The organism is Candidatus Binatia bacterium (assembly GCA_036493895.1).
In the GTDB taxonomy this organism is placed as follows: Bacteria; Desulfobacterota; Binatia; order UBA1149; family CAITLU01; genus DATNBU01.
Genome location: DASXOZ010000079.1, coordinates 84,138 through 100,334, shown reverse-complemented (window position 1 = coordinate 100,334; position 16,197 = coordinate 84,138). Strand labels below are relative to the sequence as shown.

The 16,197-nt window shown below is 67.3% G+C and carries 11 protein-coding genes; 10 read left to right on the top strand and 1 reads right to left on the bottom strand.

All coding sequences use genetic code 11. From position 1 onward, the window contains the following. Positions 1 to 3 precede the first annotated feature (3 nt). From aroQ to VGK20_18810, 10 genes are all read left to right on the top strand, one after another. The gene (gene aroQ, locus VGK20_18855) at positions 4 to 471 is read left to right on the top strand and encodes a type II 3-dehydroquinate dehydratase (protein ID HEY2776108.1); all 468 of its coding nucleotides are present in this window, start codon (positions 4 to 6) and stop codon (positions 469 to 471) included. After that, positions 468 to 4,070 carry a transcription-repair coupling factor gene (gene mfd / locus VGK20_18850; protein ID HEY2776107.1) on the top strand — a complete coding sequence of 1,201 codons (3,603 nt, stop codon included), beginning with the start codon at positions 468 to 470 and terminating at the stop codon, positions 4,068 to 4,070. The genes aroQ and mfd overlap by 4 nt, the downstream gene beginning before the upstream one ends. Then, complete coding sequence (locus tag VGK20_18845; GenBank protein HEY2776106.1) at positions 4,015 to 5,154, top strand: peptidylprolyl isomerase; 1,140 nt, start codon at positions 4,015 to 4,017, stop codon at positions 5,152 to 5,154. The genes mfd and VGK20_18845 overlap by 56 nt, the downstream gene beginning before the upstream one ends. After that, positions 5,151 to 6,116, top strand: coding sequence for a 4-hydroxythreonine-4-phosphate dehydrogenase PdxA (pdxA, locus tag VGK20_18840; protein HEY2776105.1), 966 nt, complete (start codon positions 5,151 to 5,153; stop codon positions 6,114 to 6,116). The genes VGK20_18845 and pdxA overlap by 4 nt, the downstream gene beginning before the upstream one ends. Continuing rightward, on the top strand, positions 6,113 to 7,546 hold the full coding sequence (locus tag VGK20_18835) for a phosphomannomutase/phosphoglucomutase (GenBank protein ID HEY2776104.1): 1,434 nt from the start codon (positions 6,113 to 6,115) through the stop codon (positions 7,544 to 7,546). The genes pdxA and VGK20_18835 overlap by 4 nt, the downstream gene beginning before the upstream one ends. Continuing rightward, complete coding sequence (gene uvrA / locus VGK20_18830) at positions 7,543 to 10,347, top strand: excinuclease ABC subunit UvrA (protein HEY2776103.1); 2,805 nt, start codon at positions 7,543 to 7,545, stop codon at positions 10,345 to 10,347. Before VGK20_18835 ends, uvrA begins: the two co-directional genes overlap by 4 nt. A 202-nt stretch (positions 10,348 to 10,549) precedes the next feature. Next, on the top strand, positions 10,550 to 11,767 hold the full coding sequence (locus VGK20_18825; protein ID HEY2776102.1) for an IscS subfamily cysteine desulfurase: 1,218 nt from the start codon (positions 10,550 to 10,552) through the stop codon (positions 11,765 to 11,767). Further along, positions 11,764 to 12,084, top strand: a complete 321-nt coding sequence (locus VGK20_18820; GenBank protein HEY2776101.1) for an iron-sulfur cluster assembly accessory protein — start codon at positions 11,764 to 11,766, stop codon at positions 12,082 to 12,084. The genes VGK20_18825 and VGK20_18820 overlap by 4 nt, the downstream gene beginning before the upstream one ends. Positions 12,085 to 12,502: 418 nt before the next feature. Continuing rightward, positions 12,503 to 12,982 carry a hypothetical protein gene (locus VGK20_18815; GenBank protein ID HEY2776100.1) on the top strand — a complete coding sequence of 160 codons (480 nt, stop codon included), beginning with the start codon at positions 12,503 to 12,505 and terminating at the stop codon, positions 12,980 to 12,982. Positions 12,983 to 13,152: 170 nt separating this feature from the next. Further along, positions 13,153 to 14,619 (top strand): leucyl aminopeptidase, encoded by a 1,467-nt coding sequence (locus VGK20_18810; protein HEY2776099.1) that lies wholly within the window; start codon positions 13,153 to 13,155, stop codon positions 14,617 to 14,619. Between the two features lie 151 nt (positions 14,620 to 14,770). Here VGK20_18810 and VGK20_18805 read toward each other — a convergent pair whose 3' ends face one another. Continuing rightward, positions 14,771 to 16,108 carry a CCA tRNA nucleotidyltransferase gene (locus VGK20_18805; GenBank protein HEY2776098.1) on the bottom strand — a complete coding sequence of 446 codons (1,338 nt, stop codon included), beginning with the start codon at positions 16,106 to 16,108 and terminating at the stop codon, positions 14,771 to 14,773. Between the last annotated feature and the right edge of the window lie 89 nt (positions 16,109 to 16,197).

The following is a 16,197-nucleotide window of genomic DNA, read 5'->3' as shown; positions in this document are numbered from 1 at the left end:
TCGATGAGCGCCGCCACCCGCAAGCCCCTGCTCGTGCTCCACGGACCGAACCTGAACATGCTCGGGACGAGGGAGCCGGAGGTTTACGGAACCGCTACCCTGGCCGACATCGACGCCTCGCTCGCGCGTCTTGCGTCCGAGCTCGGCTGGACGATCGAATCGTTCCAGTCCAACGGCGAAGGCGAGCTGGTGACGCGCATCCAGCAGGCGGCCGCGCGCAACAGCGGCATCCTGATCAATCCCGGTGCGTACACGCACACGAGCGTCGCGATCCGCGACGCGATTGCCGGCAGCAGCGTTCCTGCCGTCGAGTGTCACCTGTCGAACATCCATCGACGCGAGGAGTTTCGTCACCGCTCGCTCGTCGCCGGTGTTGCGGTGGGCCAGGTCATCGGTTTCGGCGCCGACAGTTACAGCCTCGGCCTTCGCGCGCTGGTTTCCTTTCTCGACTCTCGCCTCGACCGCTCTTGAGCACGGACGTCTCCACTTCGAGCCTGCGCAGCGGCCTGCGCGAGGAGCTGGCCGGCTACCCCGAACTCGTGTGGAGGATCCAGGGCCTCGTCGGCGGCTCGCCGGCCTACGCGCTGTCGCGCGTGCTCGATGGCCTCGAGAGGGCTGCGCTGGTGGTCGCGCCGTCGGAAAAAACGGCCGAGGAGCTGGCGTCCGAGCTGCAGTCCTTCCTCGGCGAGAAGCCCGACGACAGCTTCCTCGCGCGCCGCGTGCACCTGTTTCCGTGCCGCGAGGCGCCGCCGCTCGAGATGGTCTCGCCGTCGGTGGACGTCGAGGCGTCGCGCACTTCGGCGCTCTACCAGCTCGCGCAAAGCAAGGCGCCGATCGTCGTCGCTTCGGTCGAAGCGTTGTCGCAGTGGGCGATGCCGGCCGACGCGCTGACGGCCGCGTCGTTGTACTTCGTCGTCGGCGACGAGATGCTGCTCGAGGATCTCGTCTCGCGGCTCGAAGGCCGCGGCTACCGCAAGGTACCGACGGTCGACGAGCAGGGCGAGGTCGCGGTGCGCGGTGGAATCGTCGATCTTTGGCCGCCGGGTTTCGAATACCCGCTGCGCGTCGAGCTGGGCGGCGACGTCGTCGAGTCGATCCGCCTGTTCGATCCGTCGGACCAGCGCTCGTTCCAGCCGAGCGAAGACCTCGTCGTGCTGCCGTCGGCCCCCGTGTCGATGGATCGCATGGCCACCGCCGAAATGCGCCGGCGCATCGGCGAGCGCTGCGAAGAATTGCTGCTGCCGAGCAGCGAGCGCCGGCGCCTCGATGAATACCTTGCCAGCGGCGTGCATTTCCCGGGGATCGAGCTGCTCGCTCCCTACGCGTACGGATCGCGCACGACGATCCTCGATCACCTGCCGAAGAACCTGTTGCTGGTGCTCGTCGATCCGCCCGCCGTCGAAGGCTGCGTCGATACGCTCCACGAAAGCCTCGAAGAGGCCATCGAGGCCGCGCGCGGCGCCGGAAGCTTTCATCCCGACCCGGAGTTGCTGCACCTCGGTCGCGCCGAGCTGCACTCGCTTCTTTCGCGGCGCCCGCGAATCGAGCTGGATTTTGCCGAAGCCGTCGAATCGTCGGGGCAGGCGGGACACCGCACCTGGCGCATCGACGTCTCGCCGAACACGCGCATTACCGCGGCGCGGGTCCAGTCCAGGGCAAAGAAAGGCGAGTCGAGCTTTTCGCCGGTCGTCGATGCCCTGACGGGCGCTCGCAACGACGGAATCCGCGTCGTCGTGATGGCATCCGACCCCACCCAGCTCGGGCGCATCGATCATCTTCTCGGCCTTGCCGGCGTCGAGCGCATCGTGCGCGGCCAGACCTTCGCCAAAGCCGTGGCCGGGCATGCAGGCTCGATCTGGCTCGTCGACGGCCACCTGCGCGAAGGATTTTCGCTTGCCGCCGACCGCATCCTCGTCGTCAGTGACGAGGAGATCTTCGGGGAGCGCCGCGCGCGGCCACGCCGCCGGCGCGCTGCGCGGGCGCGCACGCTTTCGGCGCTGGCCGAGCTCAAGCCCGACGACTACATCGTGCACGTCGACCACGGCGTCGGTCACTACCGCGGCCTGCGGCACATGAAGGCGGCGGGGATGGAAGGTGATTTCCTTCACATCGAGTATGCCGGCGGAGACCGCTACTACCTTCCGGTCGACCGCATCAACCTCGTCGAGAAATTCACCGGGGCCTCGGGCGCGGTGCCCCAGCTCGACAAGATCGGCGGCGCGACGTGGGAGAGGACCAAGCGCCGGGCCAAGGATTCGATCCTGGAGATGGCGCGCGAGCTCCTCGATCTCGAGGCGTTCCGCCAGGTGACCAAGAGGGAGCCGTGGGCGCGGCCGGGGCCGGATTTCGAGGAATTCGAAGCGCGTTTTCCGTTCGAGGAAACCGAGGGACAGCTTACGGCGATCCGCGACATCGTCGAAGACCTCGGGCGCGACCGGCCGATGGACCGCGTCGTCTGCGGGGACGTCGGCTATGGCAAGACCGAAGTCGCGGTGCGCGCCGCGTATCTCGTCGCGATGGCCGGCAAGCAGGTCGCGGTTCTGGTTCCGACGACCGTGCTGGCGCGCCAGCACTTCGAGACGCTGCAGCGCCGCTTCGAGGGCTATCCGCTCAAGCTCGCGATGATCTCGCGCTTCCACGGCAAGGCCGAAAACGCTGAGCTGGCAAAGGGGCTTGCCGCCGGCACCATCGATGTCGTTGTCGGCACGCACCGGCTTCTGCAGGCGGACATCGAGTTCGCAAGGCTCGGTCTTCTCGTGATCGACGAGGAGCACCGCTTCGGCGTCAAGGCCAAGGAGCACCTGAAGAAGCTCCGGCGCGAAGTGGACGTGCTGACAATGACGGCAACGCCGATCCCGCGCACGCTGCAGCTTTCGCTCAGCGGAGTGCGCGACCTCAGCCTCATCGAGACTCCTCCGGTCGACCGCCTCGCGATCCGTACCTACGTCGCGCGCTACGACGAGGGGTTGATCCAGCAGGCGATCCGCCGCGAGCTCGGTCGCGCAGGCCAGGTGTTTTTCGTGCACAACCGCGTCAGCTCGATCGACACCGCGGCGCGCCGCATCGGCGAGCTGGTGCCCGGCGCGCGCATCGGCGTCGGCCACGGGCAGATGGACGAGGACGCGCTCGAAAAGGTGATGGTGGAGTTCTTCGAGCACCGCATCGACGTGCTCGTGTGCACTTCGATCATCGAATCGGGCCTCGACATCCCCAACGCGAACACGATCCTCGTGGACCGAGCCGACGCGTTCGGCCTGGCCCAGCTCTACCAGATCCGCGGGCGCGTCGGACGTTCCCATCGCCGCGCGTACGCCTACCTGCTCGTTCCGGGCGAGCGCATGAGCGACGACGCCCGCAAGAGGCTGGCGGTGCTGCAGGATCTCGACGACCTCGGCGCCGGCTTTCGCCTGGCGGCCCACGACCTGGAGATCCGCGGCGCAGGCAACCTGCTCGGCAAGGCCCAGTCGGGGCACATCGGTGCCGTCGGCTTCGACATGTTCCTTCGCATGATGGAGGAGGCCAGCCAGGAGATCCGCGGCATCGCGGCGACTGCCCAGGTCGAGCCGGAAATCGAGCTCGGCGCGGAAGCCTTCCTCCCCGACTGGTACATCGCCGACATCGGCGAGCGCCTGCTGCTCTACAAGCGCCTGGCCGGGGCACCCGATGCGGCCGCCGTCGACGCACTGAAAGAGGAGCTCGAGGACCGATTCGGCGGCCTGCCGAAGGAAGCCCGGGCGTTCGTGCGCATCATGCGGCTGCGGCCTGCGCTCAAACGCCTCCTTGTGCTCTCGCTGAAGGCCAGTGATAACGTCGTCGCGATTCGCTTCGATGCGCGTTCCCCGGTCTCCCCCGAGCTGCTGCTCGCGCTGGCGACCAGGCAGCCGAAACGGTTCCGGCTGAGACCCGAGGCGGTGCTGACGATGACCACCGCCCCGGGCGGCTGGGACAACCTTGTCGATGAGATCGAGGGCCTGCTCGCCAGGCTCGAAAAGGGCGACGATGGAGAGACGATCGATGAAAGAACCAGGCAGCCTTCGTCCGCGCATACGCTGCGTCGCGCGGCGCGCTGACGGCGTCGTCGCCGCTGTCGCGGCAGCGACGCTGCTCGCGGTGTCTGTTCCGGCGCTCGCGGCGCCGCATCCCGCTGCGCCCGCCAAGGCCACGCCGCCCCCCGCTGCCCAGCCTGCCGCGCAGCCGGGCCAGCCCGATCAGCCGCCGCCGCCGCCGGCCGCGCTTCCACCCGCTGCAAGGCTCGAGGGCGACCGCATCCATGACGGCATCGTCGCCGTCGTCGACGGCGACCCCATCACGCTGAGGGAGCTCAAGCGCTACGGCGTCATCGGCGCGCCGTTCCTGCCGCCCGACGTGCGCAACGATTATCGCGCGCTGCTCGAATCGATGATCGAGCGCAAGCTGCTGAAGTCCGAATTCGAGAAGAACGGCATCAATGCGCCCGACGATATGGTCAACCGCTACATCGACGGCGTGCTCGAGGAGACCAGGCAGACGCGCGACACGCTGCAGGCCGAGATCGCCAAGTCCGGCATCACGTGGAAGGACTACTTCGAAAGGATGCGCGAGGAAGTGGAGAGGATCCAGCTGATCAACCTGCTGATCCGCTCGCGCGTCAACGTTCCCGAAGAGGAAGTGCGAAAGGCCTGGGAAGACGACCCGAAATACCTCGAAGGCGAGAGGCTCGAGGTGGCGGCGATCTTCCTGCCGGGCCCGACGTCGGGAGAAGAAGGCGCCAAGGGCCGCGACGCGGCCGACAAGGTCCGCAAGGAAGCCAAGCGCGACTTCGAAGACGCGGCCAAGAAGTACTCGAAGGGGCCCGCGGCAAGCGACGGAGGCCGCCTCGGAGAGTTCAAGCGCGGATCGATGGCATCGCAGTATGAAAAGGCTCTTGCAGGTCTCGGCAAGGGTGACGTCTCCGATCCTGTCGACGGACCGGGCGGCTTCTACATCGTCAAGGTCGTCGACATCAAGGCGTCGGGACGCAAGCCGTTCGACCAGGTCAAGGACGAGTTGTCGAAGAAACTCTACGACGAAAGGCTCGAAGAGCGCTACAAGAAGTGGGCGAAGGAAGACCTTCGCAAGGACCACCACATCGTCAACCTCGTCGACAACCTGGCCCTGACTGCCGCCGGATCGTGAAGCCCCTCGTCGCCGTCAGCCTCGGCGACCCTGCCGGAATCGGTCCCGAGATCGTCGCCGAAGCGGCCACGCGGCGCTCGGTGCTTCGTGCCTGCCGCCTGCGCGTCTTCGGCGACGAAGGCGTGCTCGAGGTGGCACGCAAGGCGCGGCGCATCCGCAGCGGATCGCCGAGCGCGATCGAAAGCGTCGAGCCGGTGACGCATCTTCGCATCGACGGATCGCTGCCGAAGCCCGGCCGGCGCTGCGGCGAAGCGGCTTTCCGCTACCTCGAGGCGGCAGCGCGCGAGACGTCGCAAGGTCGCTGCGATGCGCTCGCGACCGCGCCGCTGAATAAATACTGGATGCAGAAGGCCGGGCACCACTACGACGGCCACACCGAGTATCTGTCGGAAATCGCCGGCAAGCCGGCCACGATGATGCTGGCGGGCCCGAAGCTGCGCGTCGTGCTCGTGACGACGCACATCGCGCTCGCGAAAGTCCCGAAGGCGCTCACGAGCGATCGCATCGTCGCCGCCGGTCGCACCGCCGCCCGCCATCTTGCGCAGTTTCACGGCATCGCGCAGCCGCGCCTTGCGGTCGCTGCCCTCAATCCCCACGCCGGCGAAGAAGGACTCTTCGGTGACGAAGAAGCGCGCATCCTTCGCCCGGCGGTCGCGAGGCTGCGTCGCGCCGGAATCGATGCCAGGGGCCCTTTCCCGGCCGACACGCTGTTTGCCGCCGCTGTCTCGGGTGCTTACGATGCCGTTCTTTGCATGTATCACGACCAGGCCCTCATCCCGCTCAAGCTCGTCGACTTCCGCGAAGCGGTGAACGTGTCGATGGGACTTCCGTTCCTTCGGACGTCGCCCGACCACGGCACGGCCTACGACCTGGCGGGAAGCGGGAAGGCGAGCGCGGACAGCATGGAGGCCTCGATCCTGCTGGCGGCCTCGATGGCGCGCAGCAGGCAGCGCGCGCAGTGAAGCTCAATCCCCAGATCTTCCGCGAGTACGACATCCGCGGCGTTCCCGGAACCGACTACGACGAGGAATTCACGGAGGCGCTCGGGCGTGCGTTCGCGTCGATGTTGCGCGAGCGCGGGATCACGCGCGCCGCCGTCGGTCGCGACTGCCGGCTGACGAGTGCCGCCCATGCCGGCGCGCTCAAGCAGGGCATTCGCGGCGGCGGCATCGACGTGGTCGACGTCGGAATGTGTGCGACTCCGCTGCTCTACTACGCGGTGCACCTGCTCGACCTTTCGGCGGGCATCCAGGTGACGGGCAGTCACAATCCCGCCGATCACAACGGCTTCAAGATCGTCGTCGGCAAGGCGACGATCCATGGCGAGGCCATCCGCGATCTTGCACGCCGCATCGGCGCGGCATCGCCGACAGGCGCAGCATCGCCGGCCGCGCCGCCGGCCGGCGCCGCATCGCCAGCCGCATCGCCGGCCGGCGCAGAAGGAAGCGAAGAAGATTTCGCGATCGCGCCCGCGTACTGCGGTTTCATGGCCGAGCATTTCGGCCGGTTGTCGCGCCCTCTCAAGGTCGTCGTCGACAGCGGCAACGGCACCGCGGGGCCGGTCGCTCCGCGGATCTATCGAGCGATGGGCTGCGAAGTCGTCGAGCTTTTCAGTGAGCCCGACGGCACGTTTCCCAATCACCATCCCGATCCGACTGTCGAGGAAAACCTCGCCGACCTGCGGCGCAAGGTAAAGGAAACCGGCGCCGACCTCGGTCTTGCATTCGACGGCGACGCCGACCGCGTCGGCGTCGTCGACTCCGGCGGCCGCGTCGTCTGGGGCGACGAGATGTTGGTGCTGTTCGCGCGCGACATCCTTGCGCGCCGTCCCGGCGCCGCGATCGTCTCCGAAGTGAAGTGCTCGCAGCGCCTCTTCGACGACATCGAGGCGCGCGGAGGCCGCGCGATCATGTGGAAGGCCGGACACTCGCTGCTGAAGGCGAAGATGCGGGAGACCGGCGCTCTTCTCGGAGGCGAGATGAGCGGGCACCTGTTCTTCGCGGACCGCTATTTCGGATTCGACGACGGCATCTACGCCGGCGCGCGCATGATCGAGATCCTGTCGCGCAGCGGCCTCGGGCTCGGCAGGATGCTCGCCGACCTGCCCCACACCGTCTACACACCCGAGATCCGCGTGCCTTGCCCCGACGAGCAGAAGTTCGAGCTCGCCAGCGCTGCGCAGGAGCGTTTCCGCGAGCTCGGCCATTCGATCGTCGACGTCGACGGCGTGCGCGTGAAGTTCGACCACGGCTGGGGACTGATCCGCGCGTCGAACACCCAGCCCATCCTCGTGCTGCGCTTCGAGGCGACCGACGAAGTTTCGCTGGCCCGCTACCGCCGCCTCGTCGAGGGTGAGCTCGAAGTGCTGCGCCGGCGGCTCGCCGCACGATGAGCGACTCGATCGTCATTCGCGGGGCCCGCCAGCACAACCTGCGCAACCTCGACCTGGAGATCCCGCGCGACCGCTTCGTCGTGATCACCGGCCTTTCGGGCTCCGGCAAGTCCTCGCTCGCGTTCGACACGATCTACGCCGAAGGACAGCGCCGCTACGTCGAGTCGCTGTCGGCCTACGCGCGGCAGTTCCTCGAACAGATGGAAAAGCCGGACGTCGATTCGATCGAAGGCCTGTCGCCGGCGATCTCGATCGAGCAGAAGACGACGACGCATAGCCCGCGCTCGACCGTCGGCACGATGACCGAGGTCTACGATTACCTTCGCCTGCTCTACGCGACGATCGGAAAACCGCACTGCTGGCAGTGCGGGCGCGAGATCTCGTCGCAGACCGTCGCGCAGATCGCCGCGAGGATCGGCGAACTTCCGGCCCGCTCCAAGGTCGACGTGCTCGCGCCGATCGTGCGCGGCCGCAAGGGCGAGTACAAGAAAGAGCTGGCGGACCTGAAAAAACAGGGTTTCCTGCGCGTGCGGGTCGACGGCGTCATGCGCGATCTCGGCGAAGACATCACGCTGGCGCGTACCCAGAACCACGACATCGAGGTGCTCGTCGACCGCATCGTGCTGCGGGCCGGCATCGAGAGCCGTCTCGTCGATTCCATCGGCGTCGCGCTGCGCCTGGCCGAGCAGAGCATCATCGCCGCATGGACTTCGCCGGACGGCGAGAGCGGAGAAGAGAACTTCAGCCAGCGCTTCGCATGCGCCACCTGTGGGGTCTCCTTCGCCGAGCTGAGCCCGCGCACGTTTTCCTTCAACAGCCCCCACGGCGCCTGTCCGCAGTGCAACGGCCTCGGCCGTGTCGCGACGTTCGATCCCGAGCGCCTGGTCGTGCGCCCCGAAGCGACGATCGAGGACGGCGCGATCGCGGGCTGGAACCGACGCCTGGCCGACCGCTACGACTGGGCGCAGAACGCGGTTCTCAAGGAACATCGCGCTTCGGCGTCCACGCCGTGGCAGGACCTACCGGAAGAGGTGCGCCGCACGATGCTTCTCGGCAGCGGCGACGACAAGCTTTCCGTCACGCGCAGCAGCGCCAAGACTTTTGCCGGCATCGTCGCGATCCTCACGAAGCGGTTCAAGGAATCGGAGTCGGAGTGGGTACGCTCGGAGCTCGAGCCGTACATGTCGGAAAAACCCTGCGACGCCTGCGGCGGCAAGAGGCTGCGCCGCGAGGCCCGCTCGGTACTGGTCGGCGGTCTCAGTATCGTCGACGTGGTCGCGCTTCCCCTCGACGAAGCCGCCTCGTTCCTCGAGAAGCTCAAGCTGACGAAGCGCGAGCAGGATATTTCCAAGCTCGTCCTCAAGGAGATCGTCGAGAGGCTGCGTTTCCTGCTGGATGTCGGTCTTTCGTACCTGACGCTCGAGCGCGCGACGGCCTCGTTGTCCGGGGGCGAGAGCCAGAGGATCCGCCTTGCGACGCAGATCGGTGCGGGGCTGACCGGAGTGCTCTACGTGCTCGACGAGCCGTCGATCGGACTCCACCAGCGCGACAATGCCCGCCTGCTCGCGAGCCTGAGGGCGCTGACCGACCGCGGAAACTCCGTGCTCGTCGTCGAGCACGACGCCGACACGATGCGCGCCGCCGACCACCTGATCGACCTCGGTCCCGGAGCTGCCCGGCTCGGCGGCCAGGTGGTTGCGCAGGGAAGCTGCGACGAGGTGATCGCCGTCGAGGCTTCGCTGACCGGCCGTTTTCTCGCGGGCAAGGAAAAGATCGACGTTCCTGAGATCCGCCGCGCCGGCACGGGACAGAACCTCGTCGTACGCGGCGCTCGCCACCACAACCTGCGCGGCATCGATGTCGCGATCCCGCTCGGCTGCCTGACCTGTGTCACCGGCGTCTCGGGGTCCGGCAAGAGCTCGCTGATCATCGACACGCTGTACGCCTCGCTCGCAAGACGTCTCAACGGAGCGAGCCTCGACGTCGGCGACCACGATGCGATCGACGGCATCGATGCAATCGACAAGGTCATCGACATCGACCAGACGCCCATCGGACGCACGCCGCGTTCCAATCCGGCCACGTACACCGGTCTTTTCGGCGACATCCGCGATCTTTTCGCGATGACTCCCGAGGCGCGAATGCGCGGGTACTCGCCCGGCCGCTTTTCGTTCAACGTCTCGGGAGGTCGCTGCGAGACCTGCTCGGGCGGCGGCATGATCCGCATCGAGATGCACTTTCTTCCCGACGTTTACGTGCTCTGCGATGCCTGCGGGGGGCGGCGCTACAATCGCGAGACGCTCGAAGTGCGCTACAAGGGGAAGAACATTGCCGACGTGCTCGACATGACGGTGGCCGAAGCGCTCGAGTTCCTGTCGCCGATCCCCTCGGCGCGGCGCAAGCTCGAGACGCTCGCGTCGGTCGGCCTCGACTACGTGCACCTCGGCCAGCAGGCCACGACGTTGTCGGGCGGCGAAGCGCAGCGCATCAAGCTCGCACGCGAGCTCGCGCGACGCGCGACCGGGCGCACGCTGTACATCCTGGACGAGCCGACGACGGGGCTGCATTTTGCCGACGTGCGGCGCCTGATCGAGGTGCTCGGCATGCTCGTCGATGCCGGAAACACCGTCGTCGTCATCGAGCACCAGCTCGACGTCGTCAAGGTTGCCGACTGGGTCATCGACCTCGGACCGGAAGGCGGCGGCGGCGGCGGAATCCTGGTCGCCGCCGGGACGCCCGAAGAAGTCGCCGCCTGCAACGAGTCGCACACCGGCCGTTTCCTGAAGAGCGTCCTGTCCTGATCCGCGACAGGTACGCGCTTCCCTCCGGCTGAACTCCCGCCCGAGCCCGGGACTGCTGCGCATTTCGAGGGGATGGCCGCTGCGGATGTCCGCGGCACGCGGGAAATGCATACGTCTCGCAGTCTTCGGCGGGCCTGGGGGGTTGAACGCCCCCGGAAGCGACCTTATCTTCCGGCGGATCGGCCTTTGCGGGCCGGACGCCATGCCTCAGCGCCGCATCTATCTCGACCATCACTCGACGACCCCGGTGGACCGCCGCGTCCTCGACGCGATGCTGCCGTGGTTCACCGACCGCTTCGGCAACGCCGCGAGCCGTACCCACTCGTTCGGCTGGGAGGCCGAAGAGGCCGTCGAGACGGCGCGAGGGCAGGTCGCTTCGGTGATCGGTGCCGAGGCGCGCGAGATCGTCTGGACCAGCGGCGCGACCGAATCCGACAACCTCGCGCTCAAGGGCGCGCTGCACTTCCACCGCTCGCGCGGCAATCACATCGTCACGGTGGCCACCGAGCACAAGGCGGTGCTCGATTCGTGCAAGTCGCTGGTGCGCGACGGCCTGGCCGACGTGACGTACCTCAGGCCGGATTCGCGCGGTCTCGTCAGCGCCGAGAGCGTCGCCTCCGCGATCACCGGTCGCACGGTGCTCGTGTCGGTGATGCACGCGAACAACGAGATCGGCGTGATCCAGCCGCTGGCCGCCATCGGTGCCGTCTGCCGTGAGCGCAGCGTGCTGCTGCACAGCGACGCTGCGCAGAGCGCGGGCAAGATCCCGATCGACGTGCGCGCGATGAACATCGACCTCCTGTCGATGTCCGCGCACAAGTGCTACGGGCCGAAGGGCGTCGGTGCGCTGTACGTGCGCGCGAAGAATCCCCGCGTGCGCATTACCGCGCAGATGGACGGCGGCGGCCACGAGCGCGGCATGCGATCGGGAACGCTCAACGTGCCGGGCATCGTGGGAATGGGCGAGGCGCTGACGATTGCCGCGCGGGAAATGGGCGAAGAAAGCTGCCGTTTGCTCGCGCTGCGCGAAAGATTGCGCGCGAAGCTGTTCGAGTCGCTCGACCAGCTCCAGGTCAACGGTACCCTGGAAAACAGGCTTCCGGGAAGCCTCAACGTGAGCTTCGCGCACGTCGAGGGAGAGTCGCTTATGCTCGGGCTGCGCGAGATCGCGGTATCTTCGGGCTCGGCGTGCAGCTCGGCCACGCTCGAGCCTTCGTACGTGCTGAGGGCGATCGGCGTCAGCGACGCGATGGCGCACTCCTCGATCCGCTTCGGCATCGGCCGCTTCAACACCGAAGAGGAAATCGATTTTGCCGCCGCGCGCGTCATCGCCGAGGTGCGGCGACTGCGCGCGCTGTCGCCATTCTATCGCGAGACGGCGCCGCAGCCTGCTGCGTCGCTCGCACAGGGCCACGCATGATCACCGTCACCGACAACGCCGGCTCCCGCATTCGCAAGCTGACCGAGACTTCGACGACGCCGGTCGCCGGCCTTCGCATCAAGGTCATCGGCGGCGGCTGCTCGGGGCTTCAATACAAGATCGAGCTCGACGCGGAGAAGAAAGGCGACAAGATCTTCGAGGCAGGCGGAGGAAAAGTGCTCGTCGATCGCAAGAGCTACCTCTACCTCGTCGACACGGTCGTCGACTACGCCGAGACGCTGCAGAACGCCGGCTTCCAGATCCAGAACCCGAACGTGAAGACGACCTGCGGCTGCGGCGAATCGTTCACTGTCTGATTGCGGCGCGCGGTGGAGTCGGCCACCGGAGCCGCAAGCCGGCCAGCGGAGGCATCCATGCTCCGTGGTGAAGCGGCTCGCTTCGCCGCAAGCCGGCGAACTTCAAGTCGCACAACAGTCGAACAACAGGCGAAAGCACGGCACCGCTTCCGCCACTGCGTGCACAATCCACGTCGTCACCCTTGACTACGCTACCCGGATCAGCGCAGGTTTGACGTGTTGACCGGAGGGTAAAGACGGTCAGCGGCGCCGGTTTGGCGCGAAGTCCTAGAGCGTTGGTTGAAGTGTCCTGGTGAGTCGGACGCTGCGTCGGTGACCGCCGGCAAGGCAAGGACCGGCGACCCGAGGGCACGGTGGTGGTGGAGTGGACGGATCCGGGGAGGCTTCCCGGTTCCGATGTGGTTGCGGAGGTTGTGAGATGGAGGAAGCCACGGAACGCGGAGGACGGTTCCAGTCCGACGAGCGCCTTCTCGACGTCTTCGATCCGGACATCATCCTTCCCGCGCAGCATTTTGCTGCGATCCAGAGAAAAAAATTCCCGTCTGGCGAGCATCGCCTTCTGATCGCGCTCATCCAGGACGCGATCGAATGCTTCCAGAAACACATGCATGCCCGCGACGCGAAACGGCGCCAGCTCTTCCTCGATGCGCAGGGCTGGATCGGATCGGACGACGACCGCGCCGTCTTCTCGTTCAACAACGTCTGCATGATGCTGGGAATGAATCCCGACTACGTGCGCCAGGGCCTCGAGCAGTGGTGCGAGAAGTCGAACGAAATCCAGCGCGGGCGCCGGCGAACCGCGAACGAACGACCGACCGCGCGCATCGTTCCTGCCCAGGGCTGTGACGGCGCGGACCTGGCGGACGCCCTGCTGGCTTCCGCGGACTCCGCGGCCTGACGCAGGCTGCGCCCGGCGACGCCGCGATGCGGCGTGACCGTTTTCGGCGGCTGATTCCCGGCTCGCACTGCGTGCCGCAAGCTGCGCCGTGAGACTCGGCGCGGCGACCACGCTATGAATCGCGCGTTGCCGCGTACGCTCTTCGCTGCGCAGGTTTCACAGGGAGCCGCATGATCATCAAGGTCGCCCGTCTCAAGGCCGCGGAGGCTTCCGCGGAGCTCGTTGCCGTTGCCGTCCGCGAGGGCAAGGAAACCGGTGGCGCCGTCGCGCAGCTTGCCAAGGCCGCGCACGATGCAGCCGTCCGGCGCGCGAAACGCCTTTCGTTCAAAGGAAAAGCCGGCTCCACGATTCTCGTGCAGGCCGACCACCACGACCTGCTGCTCGTCGGCGTCGGGGACGGCAAATCGGCGGAGAGCTGGCGGCGCGCTGCCGCGGCAGTGCGTGCCACCGCGGCATCGGTGCGCGCCGCGACGGTCGCGTTTGCGATCGACGACGCCGACAAGCCTGCGGACGTGCTCGTGCCCATCGTCGAAGGCTTCACGCTGGCGGGCTACTCGTACGACAAGTACCGCACGAAAAAGAACGGCTCGTACGCGGGCCCGAAGAGCCTGGTGCTGTCGTCACCGTCGCTCGCCGACGGAGCGCGCTCGCGCGATGCCATCGACGGCGTGCGCGCGGTTTGCGAGGCGGTCGCGATGGCACGCGACCTCGTCAACGAGACCCCGGGCGTCAAGGTTCCTTCCCACCTGGCTTCTGTCGCGCGCACGCTCGCGCGCGGCAGCCGCGTGCGCTGCGAAGTGTGGCAGGGCGAAAGGCTGCGCCGCGAGAAGATGAACGGCATCCTCGGCGTTTCGGCCGGAAGCCGTCACGGCGGCGCGCTGATCAAGCTCGTCTACAAGCCCGCGCGCCGCGCGCGCGCGAAGGTTGCGATCGTCGGCAAGGGCATCACGTTCGATTCCGGAGGTCTTTCGCTCAAACCGGCCAAGTCGATGGAGACGATGAAGATCGACATGTCCGGCGCCGCCATGGTGATGGGCATCATGAAGGCGCTGCCGCACCTGGCGCCGTCGGTGGAAGTCCACGGCTTCGTCGCGGCGGCCGAAAACATGACCGGCGGCGGCGCCCAGAAGCCAGGCGACGTGATCCGTTTTCGCAACGGCACCACGGCCGAAGTGCTCAACACCGACGCGGAGGGCCGCCTCGTGCTCGCCGATGCGCTCTGTCTTGCGACCGAGCTCGAGCCCGACTGCATCATCGATGCGGCTACGCTGACGGGTGCCTGCGTCGTCGCGCTCGGGACGCGCATTGCCGGAGTGATGGGCAACGACCAGCGCCTCGTCGACAAGCTGATCGAGTGCGGCGCCAGCACCGGCGAGACGTTGTGGCAGCTTCCGCTGGTCGAGGACTACGAGGAAGACATCCGCTCGTCGGTCGCCGACATCCGCAACATCGGCGGCGGATTTGCGGGGACGATCAGCGCAGCTCTTTTCCTGCGCCACTTCGTCGGCAAGACGAAGTGGGCTCACCTCGACATCGCCGGGACGGCCTACAGCGAGCGCTCGCTGCAATACCTTCCGAAGGGTGGCACCGGCTTCGGAATTCGCCTCCTGCTCGCGTGGCTCGATTCGATCGGCTGAACAAGACCAGCCGCAGGCTGATCGGCCAGAAAGACCAGCCGCAGGCTGATCGGCCGAAAGGACCAGCCGCAGGCTGATCGGCCAGAAAGATCAGCCGCAGGCTGATCGGCCGGAAGGATCAGCCGCAGGCTGATCGGCCAGAAACTCCGGCTCAGCCGTCGGCTTCGAGGAAACGTTTCACGAACTCGAGCGCGTCCTCGCGCGAGGACAGCTTTCCTTCGAGCTGGGCGTCCTCCACCGCCGCCAGGATGCTGCGGAAACGCGGCCCGGGGGAAAGTCCGAGCGCCAGCAACTCCTGGCCGCCGATCAGGCGCGCAGGACGAATCTGCTCCTCCGCCAGCGAGGCGAGCGCATCGCGGCAGAACTGCCAGTGCGAAAGATCGCCGTTGGAGGACAGCGCGTCGATGTGCGTCAGAGCGAGCAGCTCCTCGATGCCGTCCTGGCGCAGGAAGCGCTTGAGCGTGGCCGGTTTCATCTGGTGCGCCGAGCAGTGACGCAGGTGCTGCTCGACGAGGAAGCGCACGCGCTCGATCGTTTGGCGGCTGCGGCGAAGGCGGCGAAGGATGTCCTCGCTCATCTGGGCGCCGTCGCGAGTATGACCGTAGAACGTGCGGCGGCCGTCGTCGCGAACACCCGCGCACGGCGGCTTGGCGACGTCGTGGAGCAGCACGCCGAACGCGAGCGTCTCGCTGCAGCCGGCGGGCAGGTGCCCGATGCAGGTCATCGTGTGCACGAACACGTCGCCTTCGGGATGGTGGTCGGGCGACTGCAGGCAGCCCTTCATCGCGGAAATCTCCGGAAGCACCGGCGCGAGCAGCCCCGTTGCGTCGAGCAACTCGAACGCGCGGCGTGCGGCCCCCTCCGTGAGCATGCGGACGATCTCTTCTCCGATGCGCTCGGCCGAGATGCGCGCGATGCTCGGCGCGAGAGCCGCCATCGCGCTCGACGTCGCTTCATCGATCACGAGATCGTAACGCGACGCGAAGCGCACCGCGCGCAGCAGGCGCAGCGAGTCCTCGGAAAAACGCTCGGACGCGTCGCCGACCGCACGAAGAAGGTGCCGCTCGAGGTCCTCCCGTCCACCGACGAAGTCGAGCACGCGCGAGGCCACGGGGTCCTCGAACATCGCGTTGATCGTGAAATCGCGGCGTCGCGCATCGGTCTCGATGTCGCTGAACTCGACCGAAACCGGCCGCCGCCCGTCGATGTAAACGGAGTCGCGGCGGAACGTCGCCACTTCGAAGTGATGTTCGCCGCCGTCAACGAGCAGGATCCCGAACTGGCGCCCGATCGGGAGCGTGCGGTCGAACAGGTGTTCGACCTCTTCGGGCCTTGCCGAAGTGGCGATGTCGTAGTCCGACGGCGGCAGCCCGAGCAGCTCGTCGCGCACGCAGCCGCCGGCGAACACCGCCTGGTGCCCGGCCTGCTGCAGGCGTCGAACGATCGCGACCGCTTCGTCGCGCAGCGCATTGGAGGCTGCCGTGGACATCCGGCGATGCTCCCACAGCCTTGCGGACGAGGTCAAACCGGGGGGCCGGACGCCGATAAGGGCCCATCTGCTTCGTTGTCGGCGCTTCG

Bases quoted from the DNA above. Each gene is read 5' to 3' on its own strand.
- VGK20_18845 (HEY2776106.1), top strand. From the start codon at position 4,015: ATGAAAGAACCAGGCAGCCTTCGTCCGCGCATACGCTGCGTCGCGCGG.
- uvrA (HEY2776103.1), top strand. From the start codon at position 7,543: ATGAGCGACTCGATCGTCATTCGCGGGGCCCGCCAGCACAACCTGCGC.
- VGK20_18825 (HEY2776102.1), top strand. From the start codon at position 10,550: ATGCCTCAGCGCCGCATCTATCTCGACCATCACTCGACGACCCCGGTG.
- aroQ (HEY2776108.1), top strand. From the start codon at position 4: ATGAGCGCCGCCACCCGCAAGCCCCTGCTCGTGCTCCACGGACCGAAC.
- VGK20_18805 (HEY2776098.1), bottom strand. From the start codon at position 16,108: ATGTCCACGGCAGCCTCCAATGCGCTGCGCGACGAAGCGGTCGCGATC.
- VGK20_18820 (HEY2776101.1), top strand. From the start codon at position 11,764: ATGATCACCGTCACCGACAACGCCGGCTCCCGCATTCGCAAGCTGACC.
- VGK20_18815 (HEY2776100.1), top strand. From the start codon at position 12,503: ATGGAGGAAGCCACGGAACGCGGAGGACGGTTCCAGTCCGACGAGCGC.
- VGK20_18810 (HEY2776099.1), top strand. From the start codon at position 13,153: ATGATCATCAAGGTCGCCCGTCTCAAGGCCGCGGAGGCTTCCGCGGAG.